Origin of the sequence: Massilia sp. W12 (assembly GCF_037300705.1) — a bacterium.
Classification (GTDB): domain Bacteria; phylum Pseudomonadota; class Gammaproteobacteria; order Burkholderiales; family Burkholderiaceae_D; genus JACPVY01.
The window spans coordinates 3,975,337-4,000,398 of sequence record NZ_CP147776.1; the positions used below are offsets into that span (position 1 = coordinate 3,975,337).

At 57.5% G+C, this 25,062-nt stretch carries 19 protein-coding genes; 14 read left to right on the top strand and 5 right to left on the bottom strand.

Annotation, left to right across the window (positions count from 1 at the left end; genetic code table 11):
• Positions 1-61 precede the first annotated feature (61 nt).
• Positions 62-2,587, bottom strand: a complete 2,526-nt coding sequence (locus tag V8J88_RS15960) for a COR domain-containing protein (protein ID WP_338849903.1) — start codon at positions 2,585-2,587, stop codon at positions 62-64.
• Positions 2,588-3,077: 490 nt separating this feature from the next.
• Between V8J88_RS15960 and V8J88_RS15965 the strand changes: the two genes are divergently transcribed.
• The 7 genes from V8J88_RS15965 (at position 3,078) to V8J88_RS15995 (ending at position 11,033) form a co-directional block, all read left to right on the top strand.
• A complete protein-coding gene (locus tag V8J88_RS15965) occupies positions 3,078-3,368 on the top strand; it encodes a hypothetical protein (RefSeq protein ID WP_338845192.1) in 291 nt (96 codons plus the stop codon).
• Between the two features lie 396 nt (positions 3,369-3,764).
• Positions 3,765-4,403 (top strand): lytic transglycosylase domain-containing protein, encoded by a 639-nt coding sequence (locus V8J88_RS15970; RefSeq protein ID WP_338845194.1) that lies wholly within the window; start codon positions 3,765-3,767, stop codon positions 4,401-4,403.
• Positions 4,404-4,414: 11 nt separating this feature from the next.
• Positions 4,415-7,921, top strand: a complete 3,507-nt coding sequence (locus V8J88_RS15975) for a DUF2339 domain-containing protein (protein ID WP_338845195.1) — start codon at positions 4,415-4,417, stop codon at positions 7,919-7,921.
• Complete coding sequence (locus V8J88_RS15980) at positions 7,918-9,369, top strand: DUF3999 family protein (RefSeq protein WP_338845196.1); 1,452 nt, start codon at positions 7,918-7,920, stop codon at positions 9,367-9,369. The genes V8J88_RS15975 and V8J88_RS15980 overlap by 4 nt, the downstream gene beginning before the upstream one ends.
• On the top strand, positions 9,366-9,626 hold the full coding sequence (locus V8J88_RS15985) for a YkgJ family cysteine cluster protein (RefSeq protein ID WP_338845199.1): 261 nt from the start codon (positions 9,366-9,368) through the stop codon (positions 9,624-9,626). Before V8J88_RS15980 ends, V8J88_RS15985 begins: the two co-directional genes overlap by 4 nt.
• A gap of 32 nt (positions 9,627-9,658) precedes the next feature.
• Positions 9,659-10,180: a cupin domain-containing protein gene (locus tag V8J88_RS15990; protein ID WP_338845200.1), complete on the top strand. Its 522-nt coding sequence runs from the start codon at positions 9,659-9,661 to the stop codon at positions 10,178-10,180.
• 247 nt (positions 10,181-10,427) lie between these two features.
• Entirely contained in the window at positions 10,428-11,033 is a 606-nt protein-coding gene (locus tag V8J88_RS15995) for a hypothetical protein (RefSeq protein ID WP_338845201.1), read from the top strand.
• Between the two features lie 108 nt (positions 11,034-11,141).
• Here V8J88_RS15995 and V8J88_RS16000 read toward each other — a convergent pair whose 3' ends face one another.
• Entirely contained in the window at positions 11,142-12,659 is a 1,518-nt protein-coding gene (locus V8J88_RS16000) for a mechanosensitive ion channel family protein (RefSeq protein WP_338845202.1), read from the bottom strand.
• Complete coding sequence (locus V8J88_RS16005) at positions 12,656-14,110, bottom strand: ATP-binding protein (RefSeq protein WP_338845203.1); 1,455 nt, start codon at positions 14,108-14,110, stop codon at positions 12,656-12,658. The genes V8J88_RS16000 and V8J88_RS16005 overlap by 4 nt, the downstream gene beginning before the upstream one ends.
• A 161-nt stretch (positions 14,111-14,271) precedes the next feature.
• Here V8J88_RS16005 and V8J88_RS16010 point away from each other — a divergent pair, with 161 nt between their 5' ends.
• The 6 genes from V8J88_RS16010 (at position 14,272) to V8J88_RS16035 (ending at position 17,405) form a co-directional block, all read left to right on the top strand.
• Positions 14,272-14,775, top strand: coding sequence for a DUF2939 domain-containing protein (locus V8J88_RS16010; protein ID WP_338845204.1), 504 nt, complete (start codon positions 14,272-14,274; stop codon positions 14,773-14,775).
• A 148-nt stretch (positions 14,776-14,923) separates the two neighbouring features.
• Positions 14,924-15,559, top strand: a complete 636-nt coding sequence (locus V8J88_RS16015) for a hypothetical protein (protein WP_338845205.1) — start codon at positions 14,924-14,926, stop codon at positions 15,557-15,559.
• Between the two features lie 533 nt (positions 15,560-16,092).
• Positions 16,093-16,251: a LytTR family DNA-binding domain-containing protein gene (locus V8J88_RS16020; RefSeq protein WP_338845206.1), complete on the top strand. Its 159-nt coding sequence runs from the start codon at positions 16,093-16,095 to the stop codon at positions 16,249-16,251.
• A 166-nt stretch (positions 16,252-16,417) separates the two neighbouring features.
• On the top strand, positions 16,418-16,813 hold the full coding sequence (locus V8J88_RS16025) for a hypothetical protein (RefSeq protein WP_338845208.1): 396 nt from the start codon (positions 16,418-16,420) through the stop codon (positions 16,811-16,813).
• Positions 16,810-16,989 carry a hypothetical protein gene (locus V8J88_RS16030; RefSeq protein WP_338845209.1) on the top strand — a complete coding sequence of 60 codons (180 nt, stop codon included), beginning with the start codon at positions 16,810-16,812 and terminating at the stop codon, positions 16,987-16,989. The genes V8J88_RS16025 and V8J88_RS16030 overlap by 4 nt, the downstream gene beginning before the upstream one ends.
• On the top strand, positions 16,977-17,405 hold the full coding sequence (locus V8J88_RS16035) for a type II toxin-antitoxin system YafO family toxin (protein WP_338845210.1): 429 nt from the start codon (positions 16,977-16,979) through the stop codon (positions 17,403-17,405). The genes V8J88_RS16030 and V8J88_RS16035 overlap by 13 nt, the downstream gene beginning before the upstream one ends.
• Positions 17,406-17,763: 358 nt before the next feature.
• Here the strand turns inward: V8J88_RS16035 and V8J88_RS16040 are convergent, their stop codons facing one another.
• Complete coding sequence (locus V8J88_RS16040) at positions 17,764-18,450, bottom strand: phytanoyl-CoA dioxygenase family protein (RefSeq protein WP_338845212.1); 687 nt, start codon at positions 18,448-18,450, stop codon at positions 17,764-17,766.
• Here V8J88_RS16040 and V8J88_RS16045 point away from each other — a divergent pair.
• Positions 18,449-18,871 (top strand): hypothetical protein, encoded by a 423-nt coding sequence (locus V8J88_RS16045; protein ID WP_338845213.1) that lies wholly within the window; start codon positions 18,449-18,451, stop codon positions 18,869-18,871. The genes V8J88_RS16040 and V8J88_RS16045 overlap by 2 nt on opposite strands.
• Here V8J88_RS16045 and V8J88_RS16050 read toward each other — a convergent pair.
• Positions 18,865-24,948 carry a papain-like cysteine protease family protein gene (locus tag V8J88_RS16050; protein WP_338845214.1) on the bottom strand — a complete coding sequence of 2,028 codons (6,084 nt, stop codon included), beginning with the start codon at positions 24,946-24,948 and terminating at the stop codon, positions 18,865-18,867. The genes V8J88_RS16045 and V8J88_RS16050 overlap by 7 nt on opposite strands.
• Between the last annotated feature and the right edge of the window lie 114 nt (positions 24,949-25,062).

The window sequence follows — 25,062 nt, forward strand, 5'->3', positions numbered from 1 at the left end:
GCTCTTCACTGTATGTGGGTGGCGCCGTGCGTGCTGAGCTTGTCGAAGCACGCTTTACGCATCAATCTTCGTTTTTGGACAACAGCTCCACCACAAACTTCACCGCCTCCACAGCACTTGAAAAGCCACTGACCAGACCCACCGCATTCATGATGTTGCGCATGTATTTTTTCACTTTGGGCAGATTCGGCTGTGCGCTTTGCAATTCCGCGATGGCCTCTTGCACATCTGTTTGACAATCTTCAGCCTTCTGCGCGTGCTCCGGCATGCTGGCTTGCCAGGCGGCGAATTGCTGCTGCAGCTCAGCAAGCTTTTTCATGACTTCATCGTAGCCGGCGCTGCCCTGGTTGAAGGAATGGCTGATGGTTTCGGCTGCGGCGACATTGCCGTGGATGGTGTTGTTACCGGTGATATTGACGGTCGAACCCATATTCTTTTCTCCTAAGATTTCTACATGTGAACCTGCGTGAAAATGCTGATGAAACTCCATGCTGCCGGTTTTGGATTGACCAAAAATGGCGAAGACTTTGCGCAAATCATATTTCACCCCTTTGGCCGAGATATAGCTCGCCTGCCCTTCGCGCATGGTTTCCTGGATTTGCAAATAATTCGCCCATTCCGGTTTGTGATGCGGCAAAGCAAACCCGGCGGCGCGCGCTTCCTCCGGCAATTGCAATTCCTGCTCCCATTCCAATTGCGGCAAACGCTGCAAAATCGCACTCAAGTCGGCCAAAATCGCCGCCAGAAAATCGCGTACATCGCGCCCGAACAGGGTGATGGCGATTTCGCGCCTTTGGTAGTCAGATTCCAGCAAGGCCAGCGTCTGCCCGGACTGGTCTTGCAGCGCCACGCCGTATTGCCACACCAAGTCACGCACGATTTGCTTGTGGCGCATGACGATGAATTCCGGCAAGACATGGCGCGGCAAGAATTCGGCAAAGCGCAGGCGGAAGGCGCGCTGTGTGCCTTGTTGCTTCAGAAAACTGCCCAGCTTTTTCGGCGCCGAGGTTGGCAGCAAGCCTGGGATGATGTACTTACCCGGCTGGCCTGGCTGCACATAGCAAAGCTTGAAATGCAACATGGCATCCAGAATCACCTGGCATTTGGCGGCGGGGTAGTCAAGGGTTTGCCCCAACTCATCGACTTGCGGCGTGGCGCTCAGCAAATGGCGCACGCTTTGCAAATCAATATTTGCCTGCTCTTGGTACATGACGGTGTACACGCCATAGGTCAGCCAGCGCGGGTTCAAAATGAAATCGTCATCGCATGTGATATTGCCGATATGCAGGATCACGCCAAGGCGGTCTAAGACATCCAACAGCCAATCCCGGTTCAAGCCTTCTTGCTGCACCTTATTGTCTGCGCAGAGTGTGGTGAATTCTTTGTTTGCTAAAAATGATTTCTGCGAGGCCAACTGGCGCACTGCTTGCAAAACCTGGAAATGCGCAGGGCTGAACATGACCTGGTTGTTATTCAAGCCATGCAATTCTTTAATCAAGCGCTGTTTGAATTCGTCAAACTTGTGCTTGCGCTCCCCTGTAAGCGCTTGCGCGCATGACAGCGGGTAATAGCCGATGATGTTCGGATATTTGCGGCACAAGCTGTCATAGTCCAGCTTCAGTTCGGTCAACTCGCATTTATTCGCCACCAGCAAGACCGGCGCCGCCTCGCCCTGTTCATTGCTGCCATAAGCTTTGACATGCTGTAACCAATATTCCGCCTGTTCATTCGCATTCGTTTCCGCACGCGCGCACATTACCAGCACATACAGGCAGGAGGCGCGCAAGAAAAACTGGTGGGTGGCGTGCGCAATCACCTGCCCGCCAAAGTCCCAGATGTGGGTGGTCAAATTCTGTCCCGCACCCGGCCATTCGCTGATGGCGATACCGGGCGTCATTTTTTCATTTTCTTGCATGGCCAAGCCATGCAGAGCGCGCACCAGCGAAGTTTTGCCGGCATTGCCATCGCCCAGCACAATGGCGCGCACGCGGTTGAGCGGCTTGCTCAAACTTTTATTGCGCAGGCCAGCCAGGTATTCATTGATGGCGATAGCGCCTTGGGATTCGATTTCGGGCGGGCATTTCAGCCAGCTTAAATATTCGTCAGAGGCTTGGAAACGGCCTTCGACGCAGTCATTCCAAAGCTCGTACCAAATCAGGAAGGAGGGATGCAAGGCCTCTAATTGCTGGCGGAAGGCGGCGCGCAGGTCGAGCCAGATCGGGGGCGGGGTGTCATTTGCTGCAGATGAAGAATGCGGAGTTTGTTGACGCCAGAGTGGCTGCGCCAATAGTAATTCAGTAGAGCTTGTTTTTAACAAATTTAAATCAAAAAGAAAAATTTCTTTTAGCTCCGGTATAGTGCTTTGTGCTTCGGCGGCGGCGGTAGCGGCGTAGGCGGTTGCGACGTAGGCGGCGGCGGCGGAGTCAGCGTAGGCGGCTGCCGCGGCGGCGTAGGCGTAGGCGGCGGAGGCGGCGTAGGCGTAGGCGGCGGCGTCGGCGGCGGCGTCGGCGTAAGCGTAGGCGGCGGCGGCGTCGGTGTAGGCGGCGTTCTTCGCTCTGAATTCTGCAGCAATATGCGCTCTCAGCACACTCAATGCGAAGTCAACCCTTTTATCCTCTTCCCAATAAAAAAATGGTGCGCGCCCAGGATTTTGCAACACGGTCCAGGCAAGTAAAGGCAGGGTGCGGCGCGACAGCCGTAATGTAAATGCCTGCCTTTTTTTCCGGGGCAAGCCGCTGATTTTTTTACGGTAAAAATCCCGTACCGCTTGCCGATCTTCATCTCGCCCCATCCCGCCTCCCCGTTTTATTTGCGCCTGACCATCCCCGCCAACCATCAGTCACGCAGTCTATCATGCGTCTCGATGCAAAAGCGCAGCCAGACACAGCCAGCCCGAAGCGGCCATAGGTCTGGGTTGAACGACGCGATAAGCCACCATTCGACTGCGCTGGATACGCAAATGCCCTGCCGCCGGCCACCATCCCCCGGCAGGAAGGGCTTCAGCTGCGAATGATGCTTGCGGCAGGCCAAGGCTGCTGAATTAATTGTGTGAGGGGCTTGGCGCCCCGAATCAACACTTGCGGCAGGCCAAGGCTGCTTTCGCGGCTAAAGCCGCTCCTACCAGCAAAAAATACGGCTGCGCCTTTGCCACTGACAGACTTTGGCGCAACCACCGGCTGCTGAATTACTTGTGGGAGGGGCTTGGCGCCCCGGATCAACACTTGCGGCAGGCCAAGTCCGTTTTCGCGGCTAAAGCCGCTCCTACCAGCAAAAAATACGGCTGCGCCTTTGCCACTGACAGACTTTGGCGCAACCACCGGCTGCGGCGTTGTTTGGCTTTTTCAATGGCTGCTGAATTACTTGTGTGAGGGGCTTGGCGCCCTGAATCAACACTTGCGGCAGGCCAAGGCTGTTTTCGCGGCTAAAGCCGCTCCTACCCGCAGAAAATACGGCTGAGCCTTTGCCAAGGACAGAATTTGGCGCTACCACTGGCTGCTGAATTATTCTTTTAGCTCTACCACCGGCTGCTGAATTACTTGTGGGAGGGGCTTGGCGCCCCGAATCAACACTTGCGGCAGGCCAAGGCTGTTTTCGCGGCTAAAGCCGCTCCTGCCAGCAGAAAATACGGCTGCGCCTTTGCCACCATTTTCGCTGCGGAACCGCCGCCAGCTGCTGCACGCAGCAAAATGCGATACCGCCCACGCGCTTTCCCAAGCTGCGCCTCACATGCTAGGCTTATAGCGTTTCCCTGACCATTTTTCATCATGTTGCAAACTGTGCGCCATCTGCTGCTGTGTCTGTGCTGCCTGCCAGGGCTGGCGGCGGCGGCGGATATCTGGCGTGCGATTGGCGAAGATGGCGTGCCGCGCTACGCCAGCAGCAAACTCGATTCCAGTTACTCCCTGTTTTTACGCGACGATGCGCCACCCGCCGGCGAGGCCGCGAAAAGCACGATGCCGGCGGCGCGCCGCAATCTGCTGCTGCGCTGGCTGCCCACCATCGAAAAACTCAGCAGCAAACACGGGGTCGAATTGGCCCTGGTGCTGGCGATTATTGATGTGGAATCGCGCTTTAATCCCAGCGCCACCTCACCCAAAGGAGCGGCAGGTTTAATGCAAATCATGCCCGCCCTGGCGGCGCGCTACGGGGTGCGCAACAGATACGATGTGCAACAAAACCTGGAAGCTGGCATACTTTATTTGAAAGATTTACATAAAATCCATCAAGGCAACATCCCCCTGATGTTAGCTTCCTATAACGCCGGAGAACACGCAGTGGCGCGCCATGGCAAGCGCTTGCCGCCGTATCGAGAAACCATGCTGTATGTGCCGCAAGTGATGGCGAGCTTAGCCGCCGCACGCGAATTGGCGGCCACAGCAAACGGCGTTGTTGCCGTTCCCTGACAGGAGAAGCCGTGGATGGCATTTTGATATTGCTTGCTCTGGCGTATTTTTTATTCCCGGTGTTTTGTCTGATTTTATTTATCAGCATGCGCCAGCGCTTCAAGCAACTTGAGACAAAACAGGCGCAGGATGTGCACGCCATTGTGCAGGAGCTGGACAAATTGCATAGCAGTTTGCAAGCCTTGCCGGAGCAAGCTGAACATCAGGCCGCCATCAGCGCCCACATCGCCCAATTGCAGCAGCGCATCAGCCTGTTGGAACAGGGCCGGCGGCAAGGGCAAACAGCGCAAGCAGCCAGCGCGCCCGAGGACAAGAATGTCTGGCAGGCGCCCGCCAGCGCCCCCGGCGCGCCGGCCCAGAGTTTGCAGGAATTGGAACTCAATCTGGCGCTGCCGCCTGCCGCAAGCGCGCTTGCCGACGATTCGACGCCCGCTACTGCGTCCTCTACTGCGCCGGCCACGCCAGCAAGCGCGCTGCAGATCAGCGCTGATCTGGATATGTTGACGCCGGCGCCAAGCCTGCCCGCTGCCGAAGCCGCAGCGCCCGACGCGGCAGAAAGCGCGTTCTTGCGCGAGCCGGCGCAGGAAAGCGCCGCAGCACATGCCACTGAAACCACCGCCGCAAGTGCAACATCCGGCGACGACACCCCCGATACAGCCGCAGAGCGCGCCGCCAACAGCGCAGCCGCGCCGCCTGCCGCGCCCGCCATGCCGGCCTGGCTGCAAACCGCGCGCGACTGGCTGTTCGGCGGCAATCTGGTGGCCAAAATCGGTTTGCTGATTTTGTTCTTCGGCATGGCCTTCCTGTTGAAATACGCCAGCGAACAATTCGAGACGCCAATTGAATTGCGCCTGGCCGGCATGGCCGCCGGGGCTATCGGGCTGCTGCTGTGGGCCTGGCGCATCCGCGACAGCCGGCGCAATATCAGCTTGCCGACTCAGGGCGCAGCGCTGGCGATGTTGATGCTGATCACCTTCGGCGCACTGCGCTTTTATCATGTGATTCCACCCGGACTGGCGTTTTTCCTGCTGTTCGCCCTGACCGCCTTCACCTGCATCCTGGCGGTTTTGCAAAATGCGCTGTGGCTGGCCTTGTTTGGCATCAGCGGCGGTTTTTTGACGCCGGTGCTGACCTCCAGCGGCGGCGGGAATCATATTGCGCTGTTCTCGTATTACCTCTTGCTCAACGCCGGGATTTTGGCGATTGCCTTGAAACGTTCCTGGCGCAGCCTGAATCTGGTCGGCCTGTTTTTCACCTTCACCATCAGCACTGCCTGGGGCGTGCTGCGCTACAGCCCGGAGCACTATCTGAGCACGCAGGGCTTTTTGCTGGTGTTTTTCCTGTTCTATGTGGCGCTGGCGCTGCTGTATGCCGAGCGCCAGCCGCCCAAACTCAAGGGTTTGATTGACGCCACGCTGTTATTCGGCACGCCGATGCTGGCGTTTGGTCTGCAAGCGGGGCTGGTGCGCGACAAGCCGTTTGGCCTGGCCCTGTCAGCGCTGACGCTGGGTTTGTTTTACGCCGGTTTGAGCATGCTGCTGTGGCGGCGCAAGCAAGCCCTGCCGGGCTGGCGCTTGATGCTGGAAGCTTTGCTGGCGCTGGCGGTGGTGTTTGGCACGCTGGCGATTCCCTTCGCGCTGGATGCGCGCTGGACTTCCGCCGCCTGGGCGCTGGAAGGCGCGACGATTGTCTGGGTCAGCTTGCGCCAGCAGCGCCCGCTGGGCTGGGGCTTTGGCTTGCTGGTGCAAGCCGGGGCCTGGCTGGCCTTTATGTATCGCCTGGCGGATGTGACTTTGCGCCAGGAACACAATGTGTGGCTGGGCTTTTTACTGCTGGCCCTGGCCGGTTTTGCGATTGCCCACCAGTTCCGTCGCCAACCGGCCACGGGGCCGAAGCAGCCGCCGGGCGTGTTTGCCCTGTTCGCGGCGATTTTCCTGTGCATTTCGGCGGCCTGGCTGCTGGCCGGGGCCTGGCTTGAGCTGTTTTTGCGCGCGCATGGCGCCGATCTGGCGCTCGGCCTGGTGCTGTCTGCGCTGGCGGTGGCGGCGCTGCTGTTTTGGCTGGCGACCTCTTATGTCTGGATGCTGGCGCGCACCCTGGCCTGCACCATTGTGCTGTTGGCCAGCCTGACGCTGGGCATGGTGTGGCTGAATATGCCGGGTTTTGTGTGGGCAGATCAGGGCGGCGGCTTGTGGCAGGGGCCATTCCTGTCTTCTCTTTTGCTGGCGCTGGGCGCGCTGGCCTCGGCCTGGTTTTTGCAGCAGGCCGGGCAAGGCCGCTGGCAGGCGCTGTTGCTGGCGGTGGCCGGCATCTGGTGGTTTGGCCCGGCGCTGACCGATCTGGCGCGCGCTTCCGGCAGCCTGGCGGCATGGCTGAATGTGCGCCCGGATGATGTGCAAGCCGCTTGCTGGTGCATCCTGGCGGCAGGCACGGGCGCACTGGCGCAGCAGCAGGCGCACCGGCGCTGCTGGCCTGATCTGCGCCACGCCGCCTGGCCGGCCTGGTTAGTGCAAGCCTTGTTATCGCTGGCGGCTGGCGTCATGTTGCTGGATGGCGAAATGCTGCCCTGGCTCGGCTGGCTGAGCATGCTCACGCTGTGGCTGCATGGCGAATACAGCTTGCGCTTGCTGCAAGCCGGCGCACTGCCGCCGGCGCGCGCCGCGCTGCTGGGGCAAAGCCTCTTGCACCTCTTGCGCAGCGTGGCCCCGCTGCTGCTGGCGGTTGTGCTGTGCCGCTATTGGCTGCAAGCGTTGCTGTTGCCGCCGGCCAGCTTGCAAACGCTGCTGGATTACGCCAACTGGCGCGTGGATCAGATCTGGATTCTTGCGCTCAGCCTGGGCCTGGGTCTGGCCCTGCTGTGGCAGCTGTTATTGCGCGCCGAACAGCAACGCTGGCCGGCGGCCCCGCGCAGCATGCTGTATCTGCAAATTGTGTTGCCGGCGGCGCTGGCCGGCGGCGCGCTGCTGCTCTTGTTCTGGCACCTCACGCAAGATGGCGGCATGCGTCCCCTGCCCTATCTGCCGCTGGCCAATCCACTCGATTTGCTGACCCTGGGCTGGGCGATGCTGGCGTGGCGCCTCAGTCAAACTTATGCGCAGCATGATTGGCCCGGCCAGCAGCGGCTTGCGCGTCTGGTTCCGGCCCCGCGCCGCCACTTGCTGCTGCATGGCGCGCTGTTTTTATGGTGCAATCTGACGCTGATGAAAACCATCGCCCATATGCAAGGCATCGCGTGGGATGTGGATCTGCTGTTTGCCTCCCAAACTGTGCAAGTCGGGCTGTCCCTGTTGTGGAGCACGTATGCCTTGGGCTTGATGCTGTACGGCGCGCGCCGCCGCATCCGCCTGGATTGGAGTCTGGGCGCGGTTTTGCTGGGCTTGGTGGTGGCAAAATTATTCCTGGTCGATCTGTCGCAAGCCGGCAGCATCGCCCGCATTATTTCCTTTGTCGGCGTAGGCTTGCTGATGCTGACGATTGCATATCTGGCCCCATGGCCAGGTCAGGCGGAGAAAACATGAACCGATTGATTTGCGGCGCCATGCTGGCGCTGGGCGCGATCAGCGCAGGCAGTTACGCCGCCGGCGTTGAAAAACCGGCCAAGCCGGAACACTACCGTTACCTGATGCCGCTGGAGGCGCCCGGCAAAGGCGGCCTGGTGGCGCTGCGCCTGCCGCCGGCGGTGTATTTGCAAGCGCGCGGGCGCGAGCTGGAAGATGTGCGCCTGTTTGATGCGCAGGGACGCCCCTTGCGTTTCGCCCTGCACTATCCGGAAATGCAAAACGTCAAAGAGCAAGTGGAAAAAGCGGCGCGCATTTTTCCGCTGTATGGCGAGAGCAAGGACACCAACGCCAGCAAGATGGCGCTCGACATCGATACCGATGAGGGACAGGTGCGCAGCGTGCGTTTAAAAAGCCAATCCGGCACAGCGCAAGGTTTGCACGCGCTGTTTTTGGATCTCGGACTGGGTCAGGAAGAAAAACCGCTGTTTGAGGAATTGCGCTTGCAAGCGCCGCCCGGCAGCAGCAATTACAGCGTGCGCGTGTGGCTTGCCGTATCTGACGATTTGCAGCAATGGGAGACGATCGCCAGCGCGGATCTGCGCTGGCTGCAAAACAGCGACGGCCAGACTTTGCAGCAAGACCGGCTGCGTTTCGCCGCGCGCAGTTTCCGCTATGCGCGCCTGAGTTTTGAGGAAAATGGCAAAACTGCGGCCAAACCGTTTTCCACCGCGATTTTTTATGGCGCACAAACGCATGCGCTGCCGGGCGGGCGCGACAGCGTCAGCTTGCAAGCGCAAGCCGGCGCGCTGGCCGACACCGATCTGATGTATCAGGTTTCGCGTGCCTTGCCGGTGTACAGCATGCGTCTGGAATTCAGCGAGCCGCAAGTGGTGCTGCCGCTGACCATCGGCACCTATCGCGACATTCCGGCAGTCTCGGGCGGCGCACCCAAGCGGGTTTTTCATGGCGATTGGCAGCACACGTTTTACCGCATGCAACAAGGCGATGCGGTGCGGGTGTCGGGCGATGTGCGTCCCGGCGGCGAAGACCGGCAAGATCTGTGGGTGTTCCGCGCCAATGCGCCGCTGAGCAGCAAACCGGTTTTGCGGATTGAGTGGGCGCCGGCGCAAATGCTGTTTTTACACGATGGCAACGGGCCGTATCAATTGGCTTTCGGACGCGCAGACGACCACAGCGCGGCCAGTCCCTTGCACCAGGTGGCGCCGGATTTTCAGTTGAGCGAGTTGGAAAAGCTGCCGCAAGTCAAGGCTGGCGAAGCGCGCTTGAATCCGGCGGCGCAAGTCGCACAAAGCGAGGTTGAGCGCGCCGGCAAACTGGCGCAGCGCAATACCTGGCTGCTGTGGGGTGTGCTGTGCGCCGGCGTACTGCTGCTGGGCGGCATGGTCTGGCGCTTGCTGGGACAGATGCGGCGCCAGGATGCGAAGCAAGATGGCGGCGCGGCATGAAGTGCCGTCCCGGTTGCGGGGCCTGCTGTATTGCGCCGTCTATCTCCAGCCCGATTCCCGGCATGCCGGATGGCAAGCCGGCGGGGGTGCGCTGCATCCAGCTGGATGAGCAGGAACGCTGTAAAATCTTCGGCCAGCCGGAACGCCCCGCCGTATGCGGCTCGCTGCGGCCTGATCCTGAGTTATGCGGTGAAAACCGGGAGCAGGCCATGCGCTGGCTGGGCTATGTGGAACAAATCACCAAACCCGGCTCCTGAGCCGGGCCGCTGCCATTCATTCGAGGACAACTATGAGCCAAGCGCCGCGCATTGATGCCGCCTACTATATCGAGACTTTACAGATGCAGCGCCATATCGAAGGCGGCGCGTATAAAGAACATTACCGCGCCGCCCTCACTCTGCCGCACAGCAGCCTGAGCGCTGCGCACCAGGGCGCGCGCAATGCCTCGACCGCGATTTATTTTTTGCTGGAACACGGCGAGTTTTCCGGCTTCCATAAGCTGGCCTCAGACGAGGTTTTGCATTTTTATGACGGTGCGCCGATGCATGTGTATGAAATCGACGCCGCCGCGCAGATGCACCATCATGTGCTGGGCCGCGATTTGGCCGCCGGCCAGCGCTTTTCCCTGGTGATTCCGGGCGGCCATTGGTTTGCGCTGCGCTGCGAAACCGCGCAGTCTTTCGCCCTGATCGGCTGCACCGTGGCGCCGGGTTTTGATTTTGCCGATTTTCAGATGGACGACCGCGCCAGTCTGCTGGCGCAATTCCCGCAACATGCGCAGCTGATCACGGAAATGACCTTCAATCGTTAAATCTGCAACACTTTCTTGCAGACCGGAAAAGTTTGTTGCATTTTCCCAGTACATTGCAGCAAACAAGTACGTGAATTTTGATTTTGCGCTATGCTTCGCCGACTGCCGCCCCGGCGCCGGAACTCCGGGCGGCGCTGTCTTCCGCCCGTATTCCCGGCGGATTTTTCCAGACATTCTCCCTGCACAAGCCAAACGGGCGCGCGCCTGATATAGCTGGCTGCGGCATATCAAAAAACAAGGAAAAACGATGCAAACTCTGAATCAGGCGATTGCCGCTTATCGGCGCAAAGCCGACGGCATGCAGTCAGATCTGGCGCAAGCGCAGCAGGCTGACGCGGCGCAATTGGCGGCGCTGGCCGGCGCTATTCCACATATCCTGCCGGCGCAATTGATTGTGCTGTACCAGTCAATTGGCGGCTTGCACAGCACGCAAGCGCATGGCCCGCAGTTGCAGATTGACAGCGTGCAACAGATTTTGGCCAGCCGCAGCGCCAACCCGGCGCGCGCCGGCATGGGCTTGCTGGACAGCATTCAATACAGCGCGCCGCGCAGCCCGGCCTGGTGGGATGGCGTAAACGCTGAGGAAGTGCAGCAACTCAATCGCGAATATCTGTGTTTTGGCTGGTTCAAGCTGAGCGCGCAAGGCAACGATATGCATTGGCTGTACGCCGATTATTTTGGCCGTTTCGGCATCTTGCACGGCAAAACCGACCGTTTGCACGAATTGCAGCCGGTGTTGCGCCAAATGCTGGCGCACAGCCCGGCGCGCCAGCTGTTCCTGCCGGCCCTGCTGCAAGATGTGTTGCAGCAGATGGAACAGGCGCTGCCGCAGGCGGAGTTGTTGCGGGCATAGATGCGGCTTGGGGCCAATTCCTTTGTTGCGCCAGCGCTGTCTGACGCCGGATAAGCCGCTGCGCGGGGCGCAGCCGGCAAAGGCGGCTTGATCTGCGCTTTGGTGTGCTCAGGGCAACTGGAAAAACTGCCTGATGCGTCCCAGCATGCGGGCTTGCTGGCCGGCGCTTTGCGCCACGTCAACCGCGCCGCCGGCCATGCTGCTCCAGCTGCTGCGCGCGCTGATGATGGCGGCCAGCTCGTTCGCCAGCGCGGGGCGCTCTTGCAAGATGGTGACAAAGGTTTGCTGGTCCATGCTGTAGCACTCCAGATTGCTGCGCGCGGTGACGGTGGCGTTGCAAGGGTCACCGGTGAGCATGCCGAGTTCGCCAATCACTTCGCCCACGCCCAGGGTGGTGATGTGTTTGCGCGCGCCATTCGATTCGTCCCAGACATCCGCCTCACCATGCACCAGCAAATACAGCCAGTTCGCCACCGCCCCCTGGCGTGTGATGACATCGTTTTTGGTGAAGGGGGTGACGTGCAAGGCTTGCGCCAGCTGGCGCAATTCGTCGCTGTGAAAACCGGCAAACAGCTTGACCCCGGACAGCATATGCATGCGGTGCTGCACCTCCGCCTCGCGCTTGGCGACATTGCGCGCATCAGTCCAGGATGACATTTTGGCGTCCAGCACAGGGCGCGCCAGCTTCAGATTGGCGCGCTTCAAGGCGGTGTAAATATGTTTTCTGATCACCGAATCCGTATTCACATCGTATTGCGGTTGCAGCAGCCAGTAACGCACGCCGAAAATAATCTGGCCGTCGCGATAATCCAGCACCAGACATTGCGGCGGCGGATCGAGCGCAACATGCTCAATCAAGGCGGCGCGGATCGCGGTTTGCACCGCGCTGCAGACTTTTTGCGGCTGCGCGCTGTTATCGGTGGCGAATTGCACCGTGCGGCGCGAAGCCGGATGGCTGATGCTGGAAAACACCACCACTTTGCCGGCCATCAACAAGCTGTTGGGCAAGACCACCAATTCGCCTTCATTGGTCAGCACCGCAGTATGGCGCCAATGCACTTCCACCACTTTGCCGCGCACGCCTTCGACCTGCACCCAGTCGCCCAGTTGCAAGCTGTTATCGAGCTGCAAAGCCAGCCCGCCCAACACATTGCCCAGGGTTTCTTTCATGGAAAAAGCCAGAATCGCAGTCACCACGGCGGAGGTGGTGAGCAGGCCGGTCAAATCCAGGCCGGCTAAGCGCAAGCGCACCAGGCCCCAGCCCAGACACAGGCCGAGAAAGACGATTTCTTCCAGAATACGCGGGCGTGGCCGGCCAATCGATGGCAGAAACACGCGGAAAAAGAAAATCCCGGTAATGCGGATGAACAGCACGCCCCAACCGACCAAGGCTAATTCGCCAACGATTTTGGCTTCTTTGGCCATGCCCAGCGCCGGCAGGCTGCGCGCAAACACATCCAGGCCAATGCCAAACACAATCAAGCCCAGATGCATGCGCAACAGGGCGCGCCCTTCGCGCAGACGTTTGCAAATCAGCCATTGCAAGACCGCGCCGATCACAAACGCGCCCAGCAGCACCGGATTCCAGTGCGTCAGCCAGGCGTCGTAAGCCAGCGCGGTATTCATGCGCCGCCCTCGTTATTGGCCGGCGCCAGTTGCGGCGCAGAAAACGGCAGGCGCAGAGTGAAGCAAGCGCCCTGCCCCGGCGCACTGCGCACGCTGATGCTGCCGCCCAGCACCCCGCTGACAATATTGTGGGTGATGTTCAACCCCAGACCGGAGCCGCCGGCGCCGAATTTGGTGGTGAAAAAGGGATCAAAAATCAAACCCTGATGTTCTGCCACAATCCCCACCCCATCATCCTGCACCGATAATTCCAGCCAGGCCGCATCCAGTGCGCGCGCCAGGATGTGGATGCGCCCCTCGCCGCGCCCCTCAAAGCCATGCAACAGCGCATTGCTCAGTAAATTGGTCAACACCTGTCCCAGCGGGCCGGGATAGCTGTCCAGATATAAATCGGGGTCAACCTCGACACAAACCTGCACGCTGGTCTGTTTCAATCTGGGGCTTAACATCATCAAAATTTCATTGCTGACTTCAGACAGGGGAAAGTGGCGGCGCTGTGAGCTGGTCTGGTCTATCGCCACCTGTTTGAAACTGGTCACCAGATCCGCCGCACGGCGTAAATTGACCAGCAGAATATCGCAGGCGCTGGCGGCGTCGCCCATATAGTTGTTGAGCGTCACAGCTTGCAGATTGGGGCCGATCTGGCGCACAAAGTCGCGCGTTTCATCGCTTAACATACTGGCGGCCAGCAAGGAATTGCCGATTGGCGTATTGATTTCATGCGCGATCCCGGCCACCAGCGAGCCAAGCGCCGCCAGCTTTTCTTTGCGCACCAATTCCTGATGCGCGACTTGCAGATTATCCAGCGCCAGCCGGGTTTCCTCATGCGCCGCCTGCAGCTCGCGCCCGCGCTGCTCCAACAATTGATTGCGCGCCTCCAGTTCCTGATTTTTGCTTTTGATGCGCTGGCGCAGGCGGGCGATGAAATTGCCCAGCAGTGAGATTTGCACCATCATCGCCACCAAGGCCAGCAAGGTCAGGATTTCGCTGTTGCCGTCCACCATGCGGCCATTGTGCGCCAACAGCGCCAACATCAAGAGATAGCCGGCGATGGCCGAGCCGGTGACGATCAGAAAATCTTTGAGCTGGAAACGGAAAACCCCAAACAAAAACACCGGCACGCCCAGCAGCACAAACATGAGCCGCTTGTCGCCAGCGTAATACATCAAATATAAGCCGGTGGGCAGCGCCAGCAGTAATTGCAAGCGGGTCAGGCTGGGATCTTCAAAGCGCAGATTAAAACCGCTGCGCAACATGCCATAGATGAGGAGATTGACGCCAAGCGCAATGAGCAGGTAATTTTGCACCACATGCCAGGGCAGCACGTCCAGACGCCAGCAGGCGGCGGCCAGCACGGTATACAACAGGTATGAGCCGGCCCCGGCCAGCATGCGCCGCACGCGCAGGGCCTGCAAAGGGTCGTCATCGGGGATCACGCGCCAAGCGCTCATGCTCATTTTTCCTTTGCCTGCAATGAAGTGCAGCGTATCACTTTCAGCGAAAAATGGGCATGCTTTTGCCATGCTGCGGCGCATTTTCACATTGGCAGGCGGAGCCCGCAGAGGAAGCGCCGCCGGCTTGTGTTAAAGTCAAGCGGCACACAGGAGGCGCTATGGCCAAATCAATCTCACGTCTGATTATTATCGTCCTGCTGGCGTACGCCGCCTGGATTGTCGCCAGCCCGCATGTCGCCTTGCGGAATATGCGCCAGGCCGCTGAGCGCAATGATGCGCAAGCCTTTTCCAGCTATGTCGATTACCCGCAATTGCGCGAAAGCATGAAAGTGCAGCTGCAACAGAAAATGCATAGGGAAGCCGGCGCCGTGGGCGGCTTTCTGGGCGCGCTGATCATGAATCCCCTGCTCGACTATCTGGTCACGCCGGAGGGCATGCAAACTATTATGCTGGAAGCCCGTTTAGCGGATAAACCGCGACGCGGGCAAGACGCCAAACAGGAGGAAGCGGCGGCGCGCAAAAAAACCCACACCTCCGGCAGCTATGACGGCTGGTCGCGCTATGTGGTGGAGATCAAACATGATGACGGCCACAGCCTGTCGCTGGTTTTACAGCGCCATGGTTTGAGCGAATGGAAGTTGAGCGGCATCCGCCTGCCTTGAATGCGCGGCGGGGCTTGCCGAAAGAACAAAAAATTCCCCAAATGCAACAATTTTGTTACAATCCATACGCCAGGCAATGATTGCAGATTGGCAATTATTCCCGCCGGCCCCGCATTTCCTGCCGTCCTTATTCATCCCTGGAGTCCCTATGAAGCAATCCCTGCTGCGCCTTTGCCTGCCCGCCGCCTTGAGCCTTGCCTTCGCCTTGCCGGCGCAAGCCGCCGTGCAATCGTTCACAAATGACTACGCAGCCTGGGCCGCCGCCGCGGGCGCAGTCAGCACGGTGGATTTTGAAACCCTGCCGAATGGCGCCGCGAGCACAGCAGGCACACAAATCACCTCCAGCTTCAACTATGACAGCCAGCAGGTGCATTTTTCTTCCAACGCGAACTATTTCGGCATCAATGGCAATCCGCAAACCGGTTTCGGCCTGGCCGGGAGCGAATGGTTTTCCAATAAGCAAGTTTATATCCGCGCCGATTTGATCGGCAGCCGGCACGCTTTTGGCCTGTACTTCCCCGGCAACACCACCTTGTCAGTGTATGACGCGCAAAACAATCTGCTGGCCAGCAACAGCTTCAGCTCCAGCGGCAGTTATTTCTTTATGGGCTTTGTCTCGGATACGCCAATCGCATATGCCGTCAGCACGCGCGGCTACGACATGGAATATTGGCAATCGGTGGCGTTTTCATCCACCGCCGCCGTGCCGGAAGCGGAAAGCTGGGCGATGATGGGCGCGGGTTTGCTGTTGTTGGCGGGGCTGGCCAAGCGCAACAAGGCTTGATGGGCAATCCTTCTTCATCCCCTGCCAGCGCTGCACTGCTATAAAAAAACCCGCAAGCGGAAGCCTGCGGGGATCAATGGGGATCAATGGGGTCATACTCGATTGATATCAACAGTGACGCAAAACTTTCAGCGCGAGGCCAAGTTGGCACACACCGCCGCGCAGATCGCTGTGCAACTCCTGAAATGGCAGCTTAAACAACATTCCGCCAATGCTGCGCTATTCTCCCTCGTTCATATTTCAACGTCTCGATGAAGGAGTTCAGGCTATCCGGCTGGGCGACTTGAGAATCAATCCAGTCTGACCCATTTCGTTATACACATCTTTTTATTCTTTTAAATCATGCACTTACGTTGAAGCAGAGAGGCTTCCTGAACAGAAGGCGGCAAGTTTGTATGTGTAAGGGTTAAGGCTTACAGGTGGGAATTTTTGCAAAATAATCAACCATCTTGCTGATTTCGCTTCCCCTGGAATACTCGCACTCTCGAACCTTGTATGGCCTGCTGATCAGTCCAGGACTTGTGTATAAAGGTATGAGTCTGACCCCATTGATTCTCGCAGTGATTGTGAATCTGCACTTTGTACGCGAAGTGGTGCGCGGGGTGAATGAAACTGCTGATTTGTATTTGCGCGACTGTGATGAGGTGCTGCCGGTCAGCAGGAGTTATTTGCAGCATTTCAGGCAGATGTAGAATATCTGCAGAGCGCAGTAATCATTACCTGATGGAAATTATTTTCCTGAACGCATCAAAATCATTTTTTCCAAAAACTGGAAAATTTTAATCGGAATACAGTCTGCGAATGCTATAATTTTCAGATATGTCAATCCACTATCCATCTCTTACCTGAGAGCAATCCATGCAGATTCATTCCAGTGACGTTAATGATTTTTACAACTGGGCCCGCTTGCTCATTGAAGATAAAGGCTCATGGGTGTTTCCGGAAATCAATCTCGACCTCAGCTTTTATGGAAATGATGATTCCTGTTATTTGGTGCTTGAAGTGTATCAAAATGAAGAGCAGACGCAACTTCACCAATATGTGATATCCAGCCAAAAGGAAGAAAACAAGAAAAATAATCTTCGCCTGATTTTTGATCTGCTGAAAGAAAAGGATTACAACCTTCTACAGCTTATTCAGTGGTTGGAAACAAGTGAATTCACAGAATCGCAGGATGGCGCCTGCCTCGTTTGGAAAGACTTGAGCATACATCGGGAAAATTACAGCTATCACCCACAAGAGGCTCAGCCATGAAAAAAGAAACTCCTGCAAACATTCGCCATGTTAAAACCGGTATGGAAGATGCCTTGGCTTTTTTAACTCCCCAAAGAATTACCGAAATTGCCTTGGCAAATGAGAAAGACTTGATTGCAAAAGGGAAAAATCCAGAGCTTCAAAATGATGAAGGCGACCTGATATGCATATTGTGACACATTTATCGGACAGGATCAGCAGGCAATTGAGCACAGAGCAAATTGATGCACTGATTATCGAATTTGTGAATTATAAGTCAGGAAAAGGCTCACAATATTTTGGGCGTGACGAATTATACAACCGTCCTGCCAGCGCGGTTGACGCAAGCTTAAGGCACGCCCATATTCACCCACATTTTCTGCAAGGGCTGCCTGTAACACGGCAAAATAATACAGAAAAGAAATGGCGCTTACAATCAATTCCATTTCATCGCACCAGTGATACACATTTGATTTATTGCCAAGGTATACGCATGCAAAATCACTATAAATTGCTGGCATTTCTTAAAACCGGCGCACATGATTATGCAAAAATGACATCCAATATCGGAATGCTGGCAGATGAGGCCGAGCTTTTTCAAAGGAAATATTGAATATTTGAAGGGCAAAGCCTGATTCAATTAGATCAATGGGATCAGACTCGATTGATATGAACAGTGGCGCCCAACTTTCAGCGAGAAGCCAAGTTGGCACACACCGCCGCGCAGATCGCTGTGCAACTCCTGAAATGGCAGCTTAAACAACATTCCGCCAATGCTGCGCTATTCTCCCTCGTTCATATTTCAACGTCTCGATGAAGGAGTTCAGGCTATCCGGCTGGGCGACTTGAGAAATCAATCCAGTCTGACCCCATTGATTCGCGGCTGGGCGACTTGAGAAATCAATCCAGTCTGACCCCATTGATTCGGCTGGGCGAGTTGAGAATCAATCCAGTCTGACCCCATTGATTCTTCAGCGGGATGCGTCAGATGGCCAGCATAAGCCAAAACCGGGCGCCTGCGGCCCGAACAGAAAATGCAGCACGCGGCGCTGGCGCTGCGCTGTGATTTTGCCGGAGGCGTGCCACAAGCGGGGGCGCATCAGCATCAGGCTGCCGGCCTCGGCGCTGCACAGTGTTTCTCCGCAGGCTGCGCGTGCGCTGGCGGCGTCGGCATACTCGCCGACATGGCTGCCGTTCAAGACCCGTAATGCGCCGTTTTCAGCGTCCACCGCATCCAGATGCAGGCGCAGCGCCAACATACGCGCCAGCAGGCTGGAGGGCGGCTGCACGAAAAGCTGTCCGTCTTTGCACGACCAGCCGCGCAGGGCCGGGTGTGCGTTGCGAGCGGCCACCGGCACGCTCAGATCCTGATGCAGCGGAACCAGCCAATTACAATCAGCGCTTTTGGCGAAGTAGCTGCATTGTACCGCTTGCATACCGTGTAAATGCGTTTGCAGCGCAGGCAGTTGGCGCATGGCTTGCAGCAGCGCCACGCACCAGCTTTGCGCCAGCACGTCGCGCCGCCCGGCCCCTTGTTGATGCAGACTATCCGCTTGCGCCGCGATTGCAACGCAGTCTGGCGCCTTGAGCCAGGCGGGCAGGATGGCCCAGCCCTGGCTGGCGAAATTCTGATCCCAATCAATTGAATGCGGCAGCATGTTTTTGAAAGTGCGGAAAATCCCTATCCTATCCGAAAAAGCGCTTGCGCCCGCCCTCGCGATCAATGGCGATCGATCAATGGGATCAATGGGGTCAGACTCGATTGATCTGAGCAGTTACACCCAACATTCAGCAGCGCGGCCCAGTTGGCGCACACCCGCCGCGCAGATCGCTGTGCAACTCCTGAAATGGCAGCTTAAACAACATTCCGCCAATGCAGCGCTATTCTCCCTGTTCATATTTCAACGTCTCGATAAAGGAATTCAGGCTATCCGGCTGGGCGGCTTGAGAAATCAATCCAGTCTGACCCCATTGATTCCTACCCCATTGATTCCTGCTATAAAAAAACCCCGCTGGCGGGCGCCTGCGGGGCAAGGCGCAAGCCGGGCTAGCCGGCCTGCGCAAACGGAAAATCAATGAATTCCGTCAGATTTTTCCGCCGCATACGTGGCGTCATCTGCTTTTTTCAGGAATTCGCCAGCCAGATTCAAATCGCCCGCCAGCTTGGTGGCGAAAGCCTGGTTGTCAAACATCGTCACCTTTGACCAGAAATTCTGCAGCCAAATGCCGAGCTGATTGCGGCGCGCCGCATCGTTTGGCAGTTTTTGCAGGAAGTCATGAATTTTCTGGTAGTAATCGACGCCATTGGTCTGCTTCATGGCCCATTCCGCCGCCATCTTGCCGATTTGCGCCGGTGTCGCGCTGTCCGGCGTGGCCGGCACATCAATCTCCTTATGCACCAGATAATTCAAGCGCCGCCCCACCACTTCCTGGATAAAGCGGTTGCGCGCCACTGCGCCGGCGGCGCGGTCAGCTTGCGCCACATTCGCATCAAACAGGAAATCACGGGTGTCCGCTTCAATCAGCGCTTCGCTCTGGAACAGCAGGTAGTGACAGATCTCATGCGCCAGGATGGGGAAATAATCCTTGGCGTAACCCGGCTTCACCAATTTGTAAAAGCGCATCACGCAATACGGCAAACCGCCATCGCTGAAAGAACGGTTATAGGCCCAGGTCGAGGGATCGGGATCAGTCGCCGGATTTTTGCCGTCCCAGGCGGCAAACGATTCCGCCGCAATCGTCTTGGCCTTGTCCGCCGCGCTGGAATATGTCGCCGGCACCGCATTCGTGCCCAGATACTCGACCAGCTTTTGGTGTTCGCCATGATCCACCATGCCGATGATGCCGCCCTTGCCATTCCACACATTTTCCAGCTTGGACTTGACGTAATCAGCCACGATTTTGACCGTGGCCCCGGCCGCATGCCCGCTGTACTTGGACAATTGGCTGCTGATTTCAGCCGGTGTGCGGCGCGCATCTTTATCCACACTGGCCGCGCCTTCCACCGGCCCGCCTTCGCCTTCGCCCGGCTTGCCGGCACCGGCTTTGGAGGCAAAATGCACGATCTGCACAAACAGATTGTCGGAAGGATTGTCCGTCACCATTTGCTCATAGGCGGCGACAAATTTGGCGAAGCTCTCGGTGGTCTTGCTGCCGGAAGCCGGATCAATAAAGGTGAAATTCGTGCCCACGCCATCGGCAGCGCCGGTACCGGAAATTTTCACCAGAATCCGCGCATGCGGGCTGAATTTTCCGCTGGCGTCAGACGAATCGGTCGTCACCCACAGCGGGCCGTATGCATTCACCCAATCAATATATTGCTGCACGGTGTAGGAAGCCGGCGCTTCGCCCTGCATACCCAAGACATTCAGGAAGGCCGGTTTTTCACCTGCGCTCAAGCCTTTTTTGTCATTGAATTTTTGCAGATAAATCGCGCCCGCCGAAGCCAGCACTTCCGGCACAGACAGGCTTTGCTGTTTCTGCCAATTCACCATCATGGTCGCCACCGTGGCCCAGCAAGCCATATTGTTTTCCTGCTTCAAGAGCGGAATCGCGCCTTTCACTTCAGCCAGCACCTTTTCCGGCGCTGCGCCTTCGATGGTGACAGATTCAACACCGCCTTCCGGCCCCACTTTTTGCGCCTTCACGGTCTTGCCCTGCTCGGCGGCTTTGACGGCTGCCTCGGTCAGGCTGGGTTTGTGTTTTTCCGCTTCGGCTTTCTGGCCATCGCCGCCGTCAATCAATTGCTGCAAATGGCTCTTCAACAGACTGCCATATTCCTGCTGCGTGATGCCGCCGGAATCTTTGGCTTTCTTTAAGGCATTCATGATCTTGTCGGAATTACTGGTGTTGCGCTCTTGCGAGACCAGTCCCTTGGAGGTTTCCGCCAGCGCGCGCACATTTTCATTATTCGATTGCAGTGTCTTGAGCGCGTTTTCCTGATTGCCCTGCAAGCCGGTGATGTCATTGAAGATGCCGGCTTTGCCCAGCAACTCGCCAAGACCGGCCAGGCCGGCCCCCGGCGCGGGCAAGCCGGGCGCGCTTTGAATATTCACAATCGGCGCGGCAAAATCTTTATAGCTCGGCTTGTAATCCGTGATGCTGGGCGTCGGCGCGCTCAGCGGCAAAATCGGCGTCGGTTCATCGGTGGTGAACTTGGTCCAATCCTGCGAAGTGTTTTCTTCCACCGGTTCGCAGGCATTGCAAACGCCCTTGACCGCTTCTAAGAACACCCCGCGCGAGGGGACGCTGATGCGATACGGCGCAGCCGGCAGGCTCGGCCGATAGTGTTCCAGCAGGGACACATGCTCCTCATCGCCCTGCTCATTGTGCTCGACGATATACGACTTGCTGATCTTGTAGCCGGCAGCGACTGGAAACACCAGCGAATTGCCGACGATCGACAGCAATTGATTTTTCACCACAGAAGCCAGGGCGCGATAGCCTGCGGGCTGGCCATTGGTGTCGTAAATCTGAATGTGGAAGCCATCCAGCAACATAAAGCGGCGGTCATGATCCAGATTGAACCAGAGCGCCTTGTTGTAATGCTCCAGATTGCTGTTCAAATGCTCCACCAGTTTTTGCACCAGGTAGGCGTCTTCTTTCTTCGGATTGCGCTTTTCGTCTTCGCTTTCGGGGATGTACAGCTTGGCGCCGCTGGCGTCGAGCAAATCATTATTCACCCGGCCATTGAACAACACGCCATGGAAGTGCTGGGTGGCGTAGGTGATGCGCGCGGTTTCGAGCACAAATTTGATCTGGTCGGCAATCTGCTTGATCGCCACATTATTGCACTTGAGGAAAATATCATCCGGCAATTGCTTGCGCTTGAATTGGGTGCTGCCGGAGAAGGCGACCCGCATCAAATGTTCGCCGCCTTTGTAATTGGTGAGCGCAGTCCAATCCGCATTCACATAATCCAAATGCAGTTGTTCAATCAAACGGCGATACACTACCGGCACGATGTCGTGATAGAAAATCCCGTCCCACTCAGCGATCAGGCGGCCCTTGAAGTAATACTCCAGCATGTCAATCGGATCGGCATAGCCCAAAATCGTGGCGTAGGCTTTCCAGGCGTGACGATCCAGAATGCTGTCTTCAAAGAAATCCGCCGCCGTAATCGACACATTCGCGCCCCAGATCTTGACCGAGACCGCACGGAAATTCACCACCCGCATGCACTTGGCCGGCGGCGCCGTTTCAAAATTGGCGTCCATTTGCATAAAGGCGTCAAACAGCTTGGCGCGCGCCAAGACTTGCTCGGCGACGGTCTTGCTGCCATCGTCGCCCGCCAGCAGTGACAGGCCGCCGGTCAAAATGCCGAGGAAAACGCTTTTCGCAACCGAGCCGGCATCGCTTTCTTTGTGGTACTCGGTTTTGCTGATAACCGGCGCGGATTTGACAAAGTCATAGCGGGTTTTCGGGCGCGGCAGATGCACGCGCAAGGTCAGTTCGCCTTTGACATCGCGGATTTTCTCATCGTCATAAGTGGTGGCCGGGAAATCGACATTCGCATAATTCGTCAAAATCCGGTCATTTGCGTCAAACGCTTTGAGCAGCGGGTGATTGCGCCCCATGCCCAACGCCATACGCGGTTGCAAATAGGTGTTGGCATGCAGCGGCAGCATATGACGGGACAGCACATCGCGCCACTTATTGATATTGTGCGGCGTGAAATTGGTCATCAGAAGCGGCACAAAAATGCATTCCTCAACATCAACCAGCTCTTGGTACACGGCAAAATGGCGCAGCACTTCAAAATACATCATGGTCAGCGGATGGCAGTGATTATGGTTGGCCACCACTTCGGTTTGCGCTGAATAATGCTGTCCCTCATTGACAGACGTCACCACCGTCGCATTCAGCTGACGATAGCTGTTGGCGTTTTGCATAATCGACTGCCGCAGTTTTTCACTGAAATACTGCGAGACATTGCGTGCGCTGTTTTGCGATGCTTGCGAATTCGCATTCGCATAACCGCCAGCCACGCCGAGCGAGGCGCCGAAAAAGCCGGCAGAACCGGAAGCGCCCAAGCCCGCGCTGACCCCGCTGGTGCTGGCATTGCTGCTGCCGCGCAGCGCTTCGCTGATGCCGCCGCCCAATTGATCGACGATTTCACGCTCATCGCTGATACCTGCGCTCAAGCGCTCGCCCTGGCTCAAGCTCTGGCTTTCCGCGCCGCGCAAGCTGTGCTGCGAGTCAAACACCACCACCTGTTTTTTCTGTCCCGGCGCCAGCGCCAGCGAATACAGCAAATCGCCCAGCGAATAGCCATCGGCGCGGAATTCAGATTTGAAATGCAACACATGGCCGGTAGCCACCGTCACCGCTTGATACAGGCTCAAATTGGCTTGCGCCGTCGGCGCATCCTGCCATTGAATCGGATTGTTCAAATCCACCGTGGCGCGCTTGAGCTTGGCCGCGCCGCCGCTTAATTCATAGCCGCCATTCGGCAATTTCTTCAAAGTGTAGTTCGCCACATCCGGGTCGGAGGTGCGCACAATCGCCTGGTAATTGAATTCACGCAAGGTGCGGTTCGGGGTAGACAGATTCATGCACGAGCCGCCCAGATCTTGCGAATATTCATTCGAGTTGATCAAGTCATTATGGTCAGGCAGGCGCGGCGCATTTTTCGGCTGCTTGCAGCCGCAATCATCGCCGCCGTCATGCGCATGCGGCGGCTCATCGATGTCTTGCACCATCAGGTACAGGAAATCGTCGGCAATGCAGGCTTCATCCGGGGCCTGCGGATCAACCGGAATCGGGGCCGGGCTGTTGGGCGTCAATTCCACCACAGCCTGCGCCGCCTGATACACACCCCAGGGATAGGGCAGGACAAAGTTGCCAAACGCATCGGTCTTGCCGGCGCTCACCACGCGCCAGGCCGCCTGTGCGCTGTCGCGCGCCTGCACCATCACGGTGACATCTTTGAGCGACACACTGCTGTTGACTGCTATCAGCTTGCCGCGCAATTTTTTATTGCTGGCGCGGCGCCGGGTTTCGGCTTCCTGCAATTTGTTTGGCCGCTGCAAGGCGCACACAATATTGAGCTTGCGCAAGGTGGGATCATCTTTTTTATATGAACGGCTCCACACCACCGCGCCGTCATACGCCTTGACCACCACATGCACCAGGCTGTGCACCGCATTCGCGATAATCGCCTGTGTATCGGCAAAAGCAAAGCTGAGGCTGTCTTGCTCGACTGTCCCGTTTTGCGCGCTCCAATCCAGGGTTTGGCTGACAAAGCCGGCTTGATTGCCGGACGCCAGCGCGGAATATTCAAGCGCCACTTGATACAGCGCAAAATCATCGCGCCCGACTTGCTCCTTATCGTCGCGCGGCTTGAGTTGCAAACGTCCGCCCACTTCCAGCATGCGAATCTCGCTCACATGCAGGGGGAAATCAAACAGCTTGTCGAAACGCTTTTTCAACATATCCAAGCCGGCGCGCGCCTTGGGCACGCCGCGATCTTCCAACACCGCCGCCATGCGCGCCAGCGTCGCCTCGTTCAAAAACAGCGGCGTGTGGCTGCGCTCGTCGAGATAGTCCAGCATTTGCCGCACCAGGCCAAAAAACACCCCTTCTTCGTGATAGCCGGTGAGAGCGGAGAATTCGGTTTGCAGCGCATCAAAGCCGCTTTTTGACAGCAGATACAAATTGGAAGGCGCAATCCCCGGCGCCGCGCGCGCAGGCTGCGCGTCTGGCTGCGCCAGCGCATGTGCGCCGCCGGCCTCATCTTTGCCGTTCAGCGCCTGCGCATAGCTGCGCGGATTTTTCATCAGCAGCAGCGCTTGCAGATGCTGCCCTCCCACCACGGCGCCGCTTTCCAGATCAGAAAACAGCACATCAAAATTGAACAGCACATCATCCAGATTCGGATTTTGCGCCTGTAACACCTGCTGCATATACGCGGCGAACGCCGCTCCATTGGCCCCGCACAAATGGGCCGCCGGCAGATCCAGCCGGTATGTGCCATCGCCGGCCTGCTGGATGAATTCCAGGCTATGGCTGGCATTGGATTGACGCTGCGCGATGTAGGCGCTCTCCGCATTATTCTGATATTCCCACAGAGCGTAATTGACTTCGACTTTGAGGGTGGAAAAGCGGCCATCTTTGGTGTGGCCGTCAAACTTAAAGCTTTTTTGCAGGGTTAGCATGATAGTCCTCAATTTTTTGGCGCAAACAATCCCCCTGCCCAGCCCCTGGCGGGCTGTGCTGCTTGGATGGTGTGACAGGGAGCGCGCGCCTTGTTATGCAAGCGGCGCTGCGCG

Excerpts from the sequence above, each read along its gene's own strand:
- V8J88_RS15970 (WP_338845194.1), top strand. The coding sequence starts at position 3,765 with ATGTTGCAAACTGTGCGCCATCTGCTGCTGTGTCTGTGCTGCCTGCCA.
- V8J88_RS15980 (WP_338845196.1), top strand. The coding sequence starts at position 7,918 with ATGAACCGATTGATTTGCGGCGCCATGCTGGCGCTGGGCGCGATCAGC.
- V8J88_RS15985 (WP_338845199.1), top strand. The coding sequence starts at position 9,366 with ATGAAGTGCCGTCCCGGTTGCGGGGCCTGCTGTATTGCGCCGTCTATC.
- V8J88_RS15990 (WP_338845200.1), top strand. The coding sequence starts at position 9,659 with ATGAGCCAAGCGCCGCGCATTGATGCCGCCTACTATATCGAGACTTTA.
- V8J88_RS15995 (WP_338845201.1), top strand. The coding sequence starts at position 10,428 with ATGCAAACTCTGAATCAGGCGATTGCCGCTTATCGGCGCAAAGCCGAC.
- V8J88_RS16000 (WP_338845202.1), bottom strand. The coding sequence starts at position 12,659 with ATGAATACCGCGCTGGCTTACGACGCCTGGCTGACGCACTGGAATCCG.
- V8J88_RS16005 (WP_338845203.1), bottom strand. The coding sequence starts at position 14,110 with ATGAGCGCTTGGCGCGTGATCCCCGATGACGACCCTTTGCAGGCCCTG.
- V8J88_RS16010 (WP_338845204.1), top strand. The coding sequence starts at position 14,272 with ATGGCCAAATCAATCTCACGTCTGATTATTATCGTCCTGCTGGCGTAC.
- V8J88_RS16015 (WP_338845205.1), top strand. The coding sequence starts at position 14,924 with ATGAAGCAATCCCTGCTGCGCCTTTGCCTGCCCGCCGCCTTGAGCCTT.
- V8J88_RS16020 (WP_338845206.1), top strand. The coding sequence starts at position 16,093 with ATGAGTCTGACCCCATTGATTCTCGCAGTGATTGTGAATCTGCACTTT.
- V8J88_RS16025 (WP_338845208.1), top strand. The coding sequence starts at position 16,418 with ATGCAGATTCATTCCAGTGACGTTAATGATTTTTACAACTGGGCCCGC.
- V8J88_RS16030 (WP_338845209.1), top strand. The coding sequence starts at position 16,810 with ATGAAAAAAGAAACTCCTGCAAACATTCGCCATGTTAAAACCGGTATG.
- V8J88_RS16035 (WP_338845210.1), top strand. The coding sequence starts at position 16,977 with ATGCATATTGTGACACATTTATCGGACAGGATCAGCAGGCAATTGAGC.
- V8J88_RS16045 (WP_338845213.1), top strand. The coding sequence starts at position 18,449 with ATGTTTTTGAAAGTGCGGAAAATCCCTATCCTATCCGAAAAAGCGCTT.
- V8J88_RS16040 (WP_338845212.1), bottom strand. The coding sequence starts at position 18,450 with ATGCTGCCGCATTCAATTGATTGGGATCAGAATTTCGCCAGCCAGGGC.
- V8J88_RS16050 (WP_338845214.1), bottom strand. The coding sequence starts at position 24,948 with ATGCTAACCCTGCAAAAAAGCTTTAAGTTTGACGGCCACACCAAAGAT.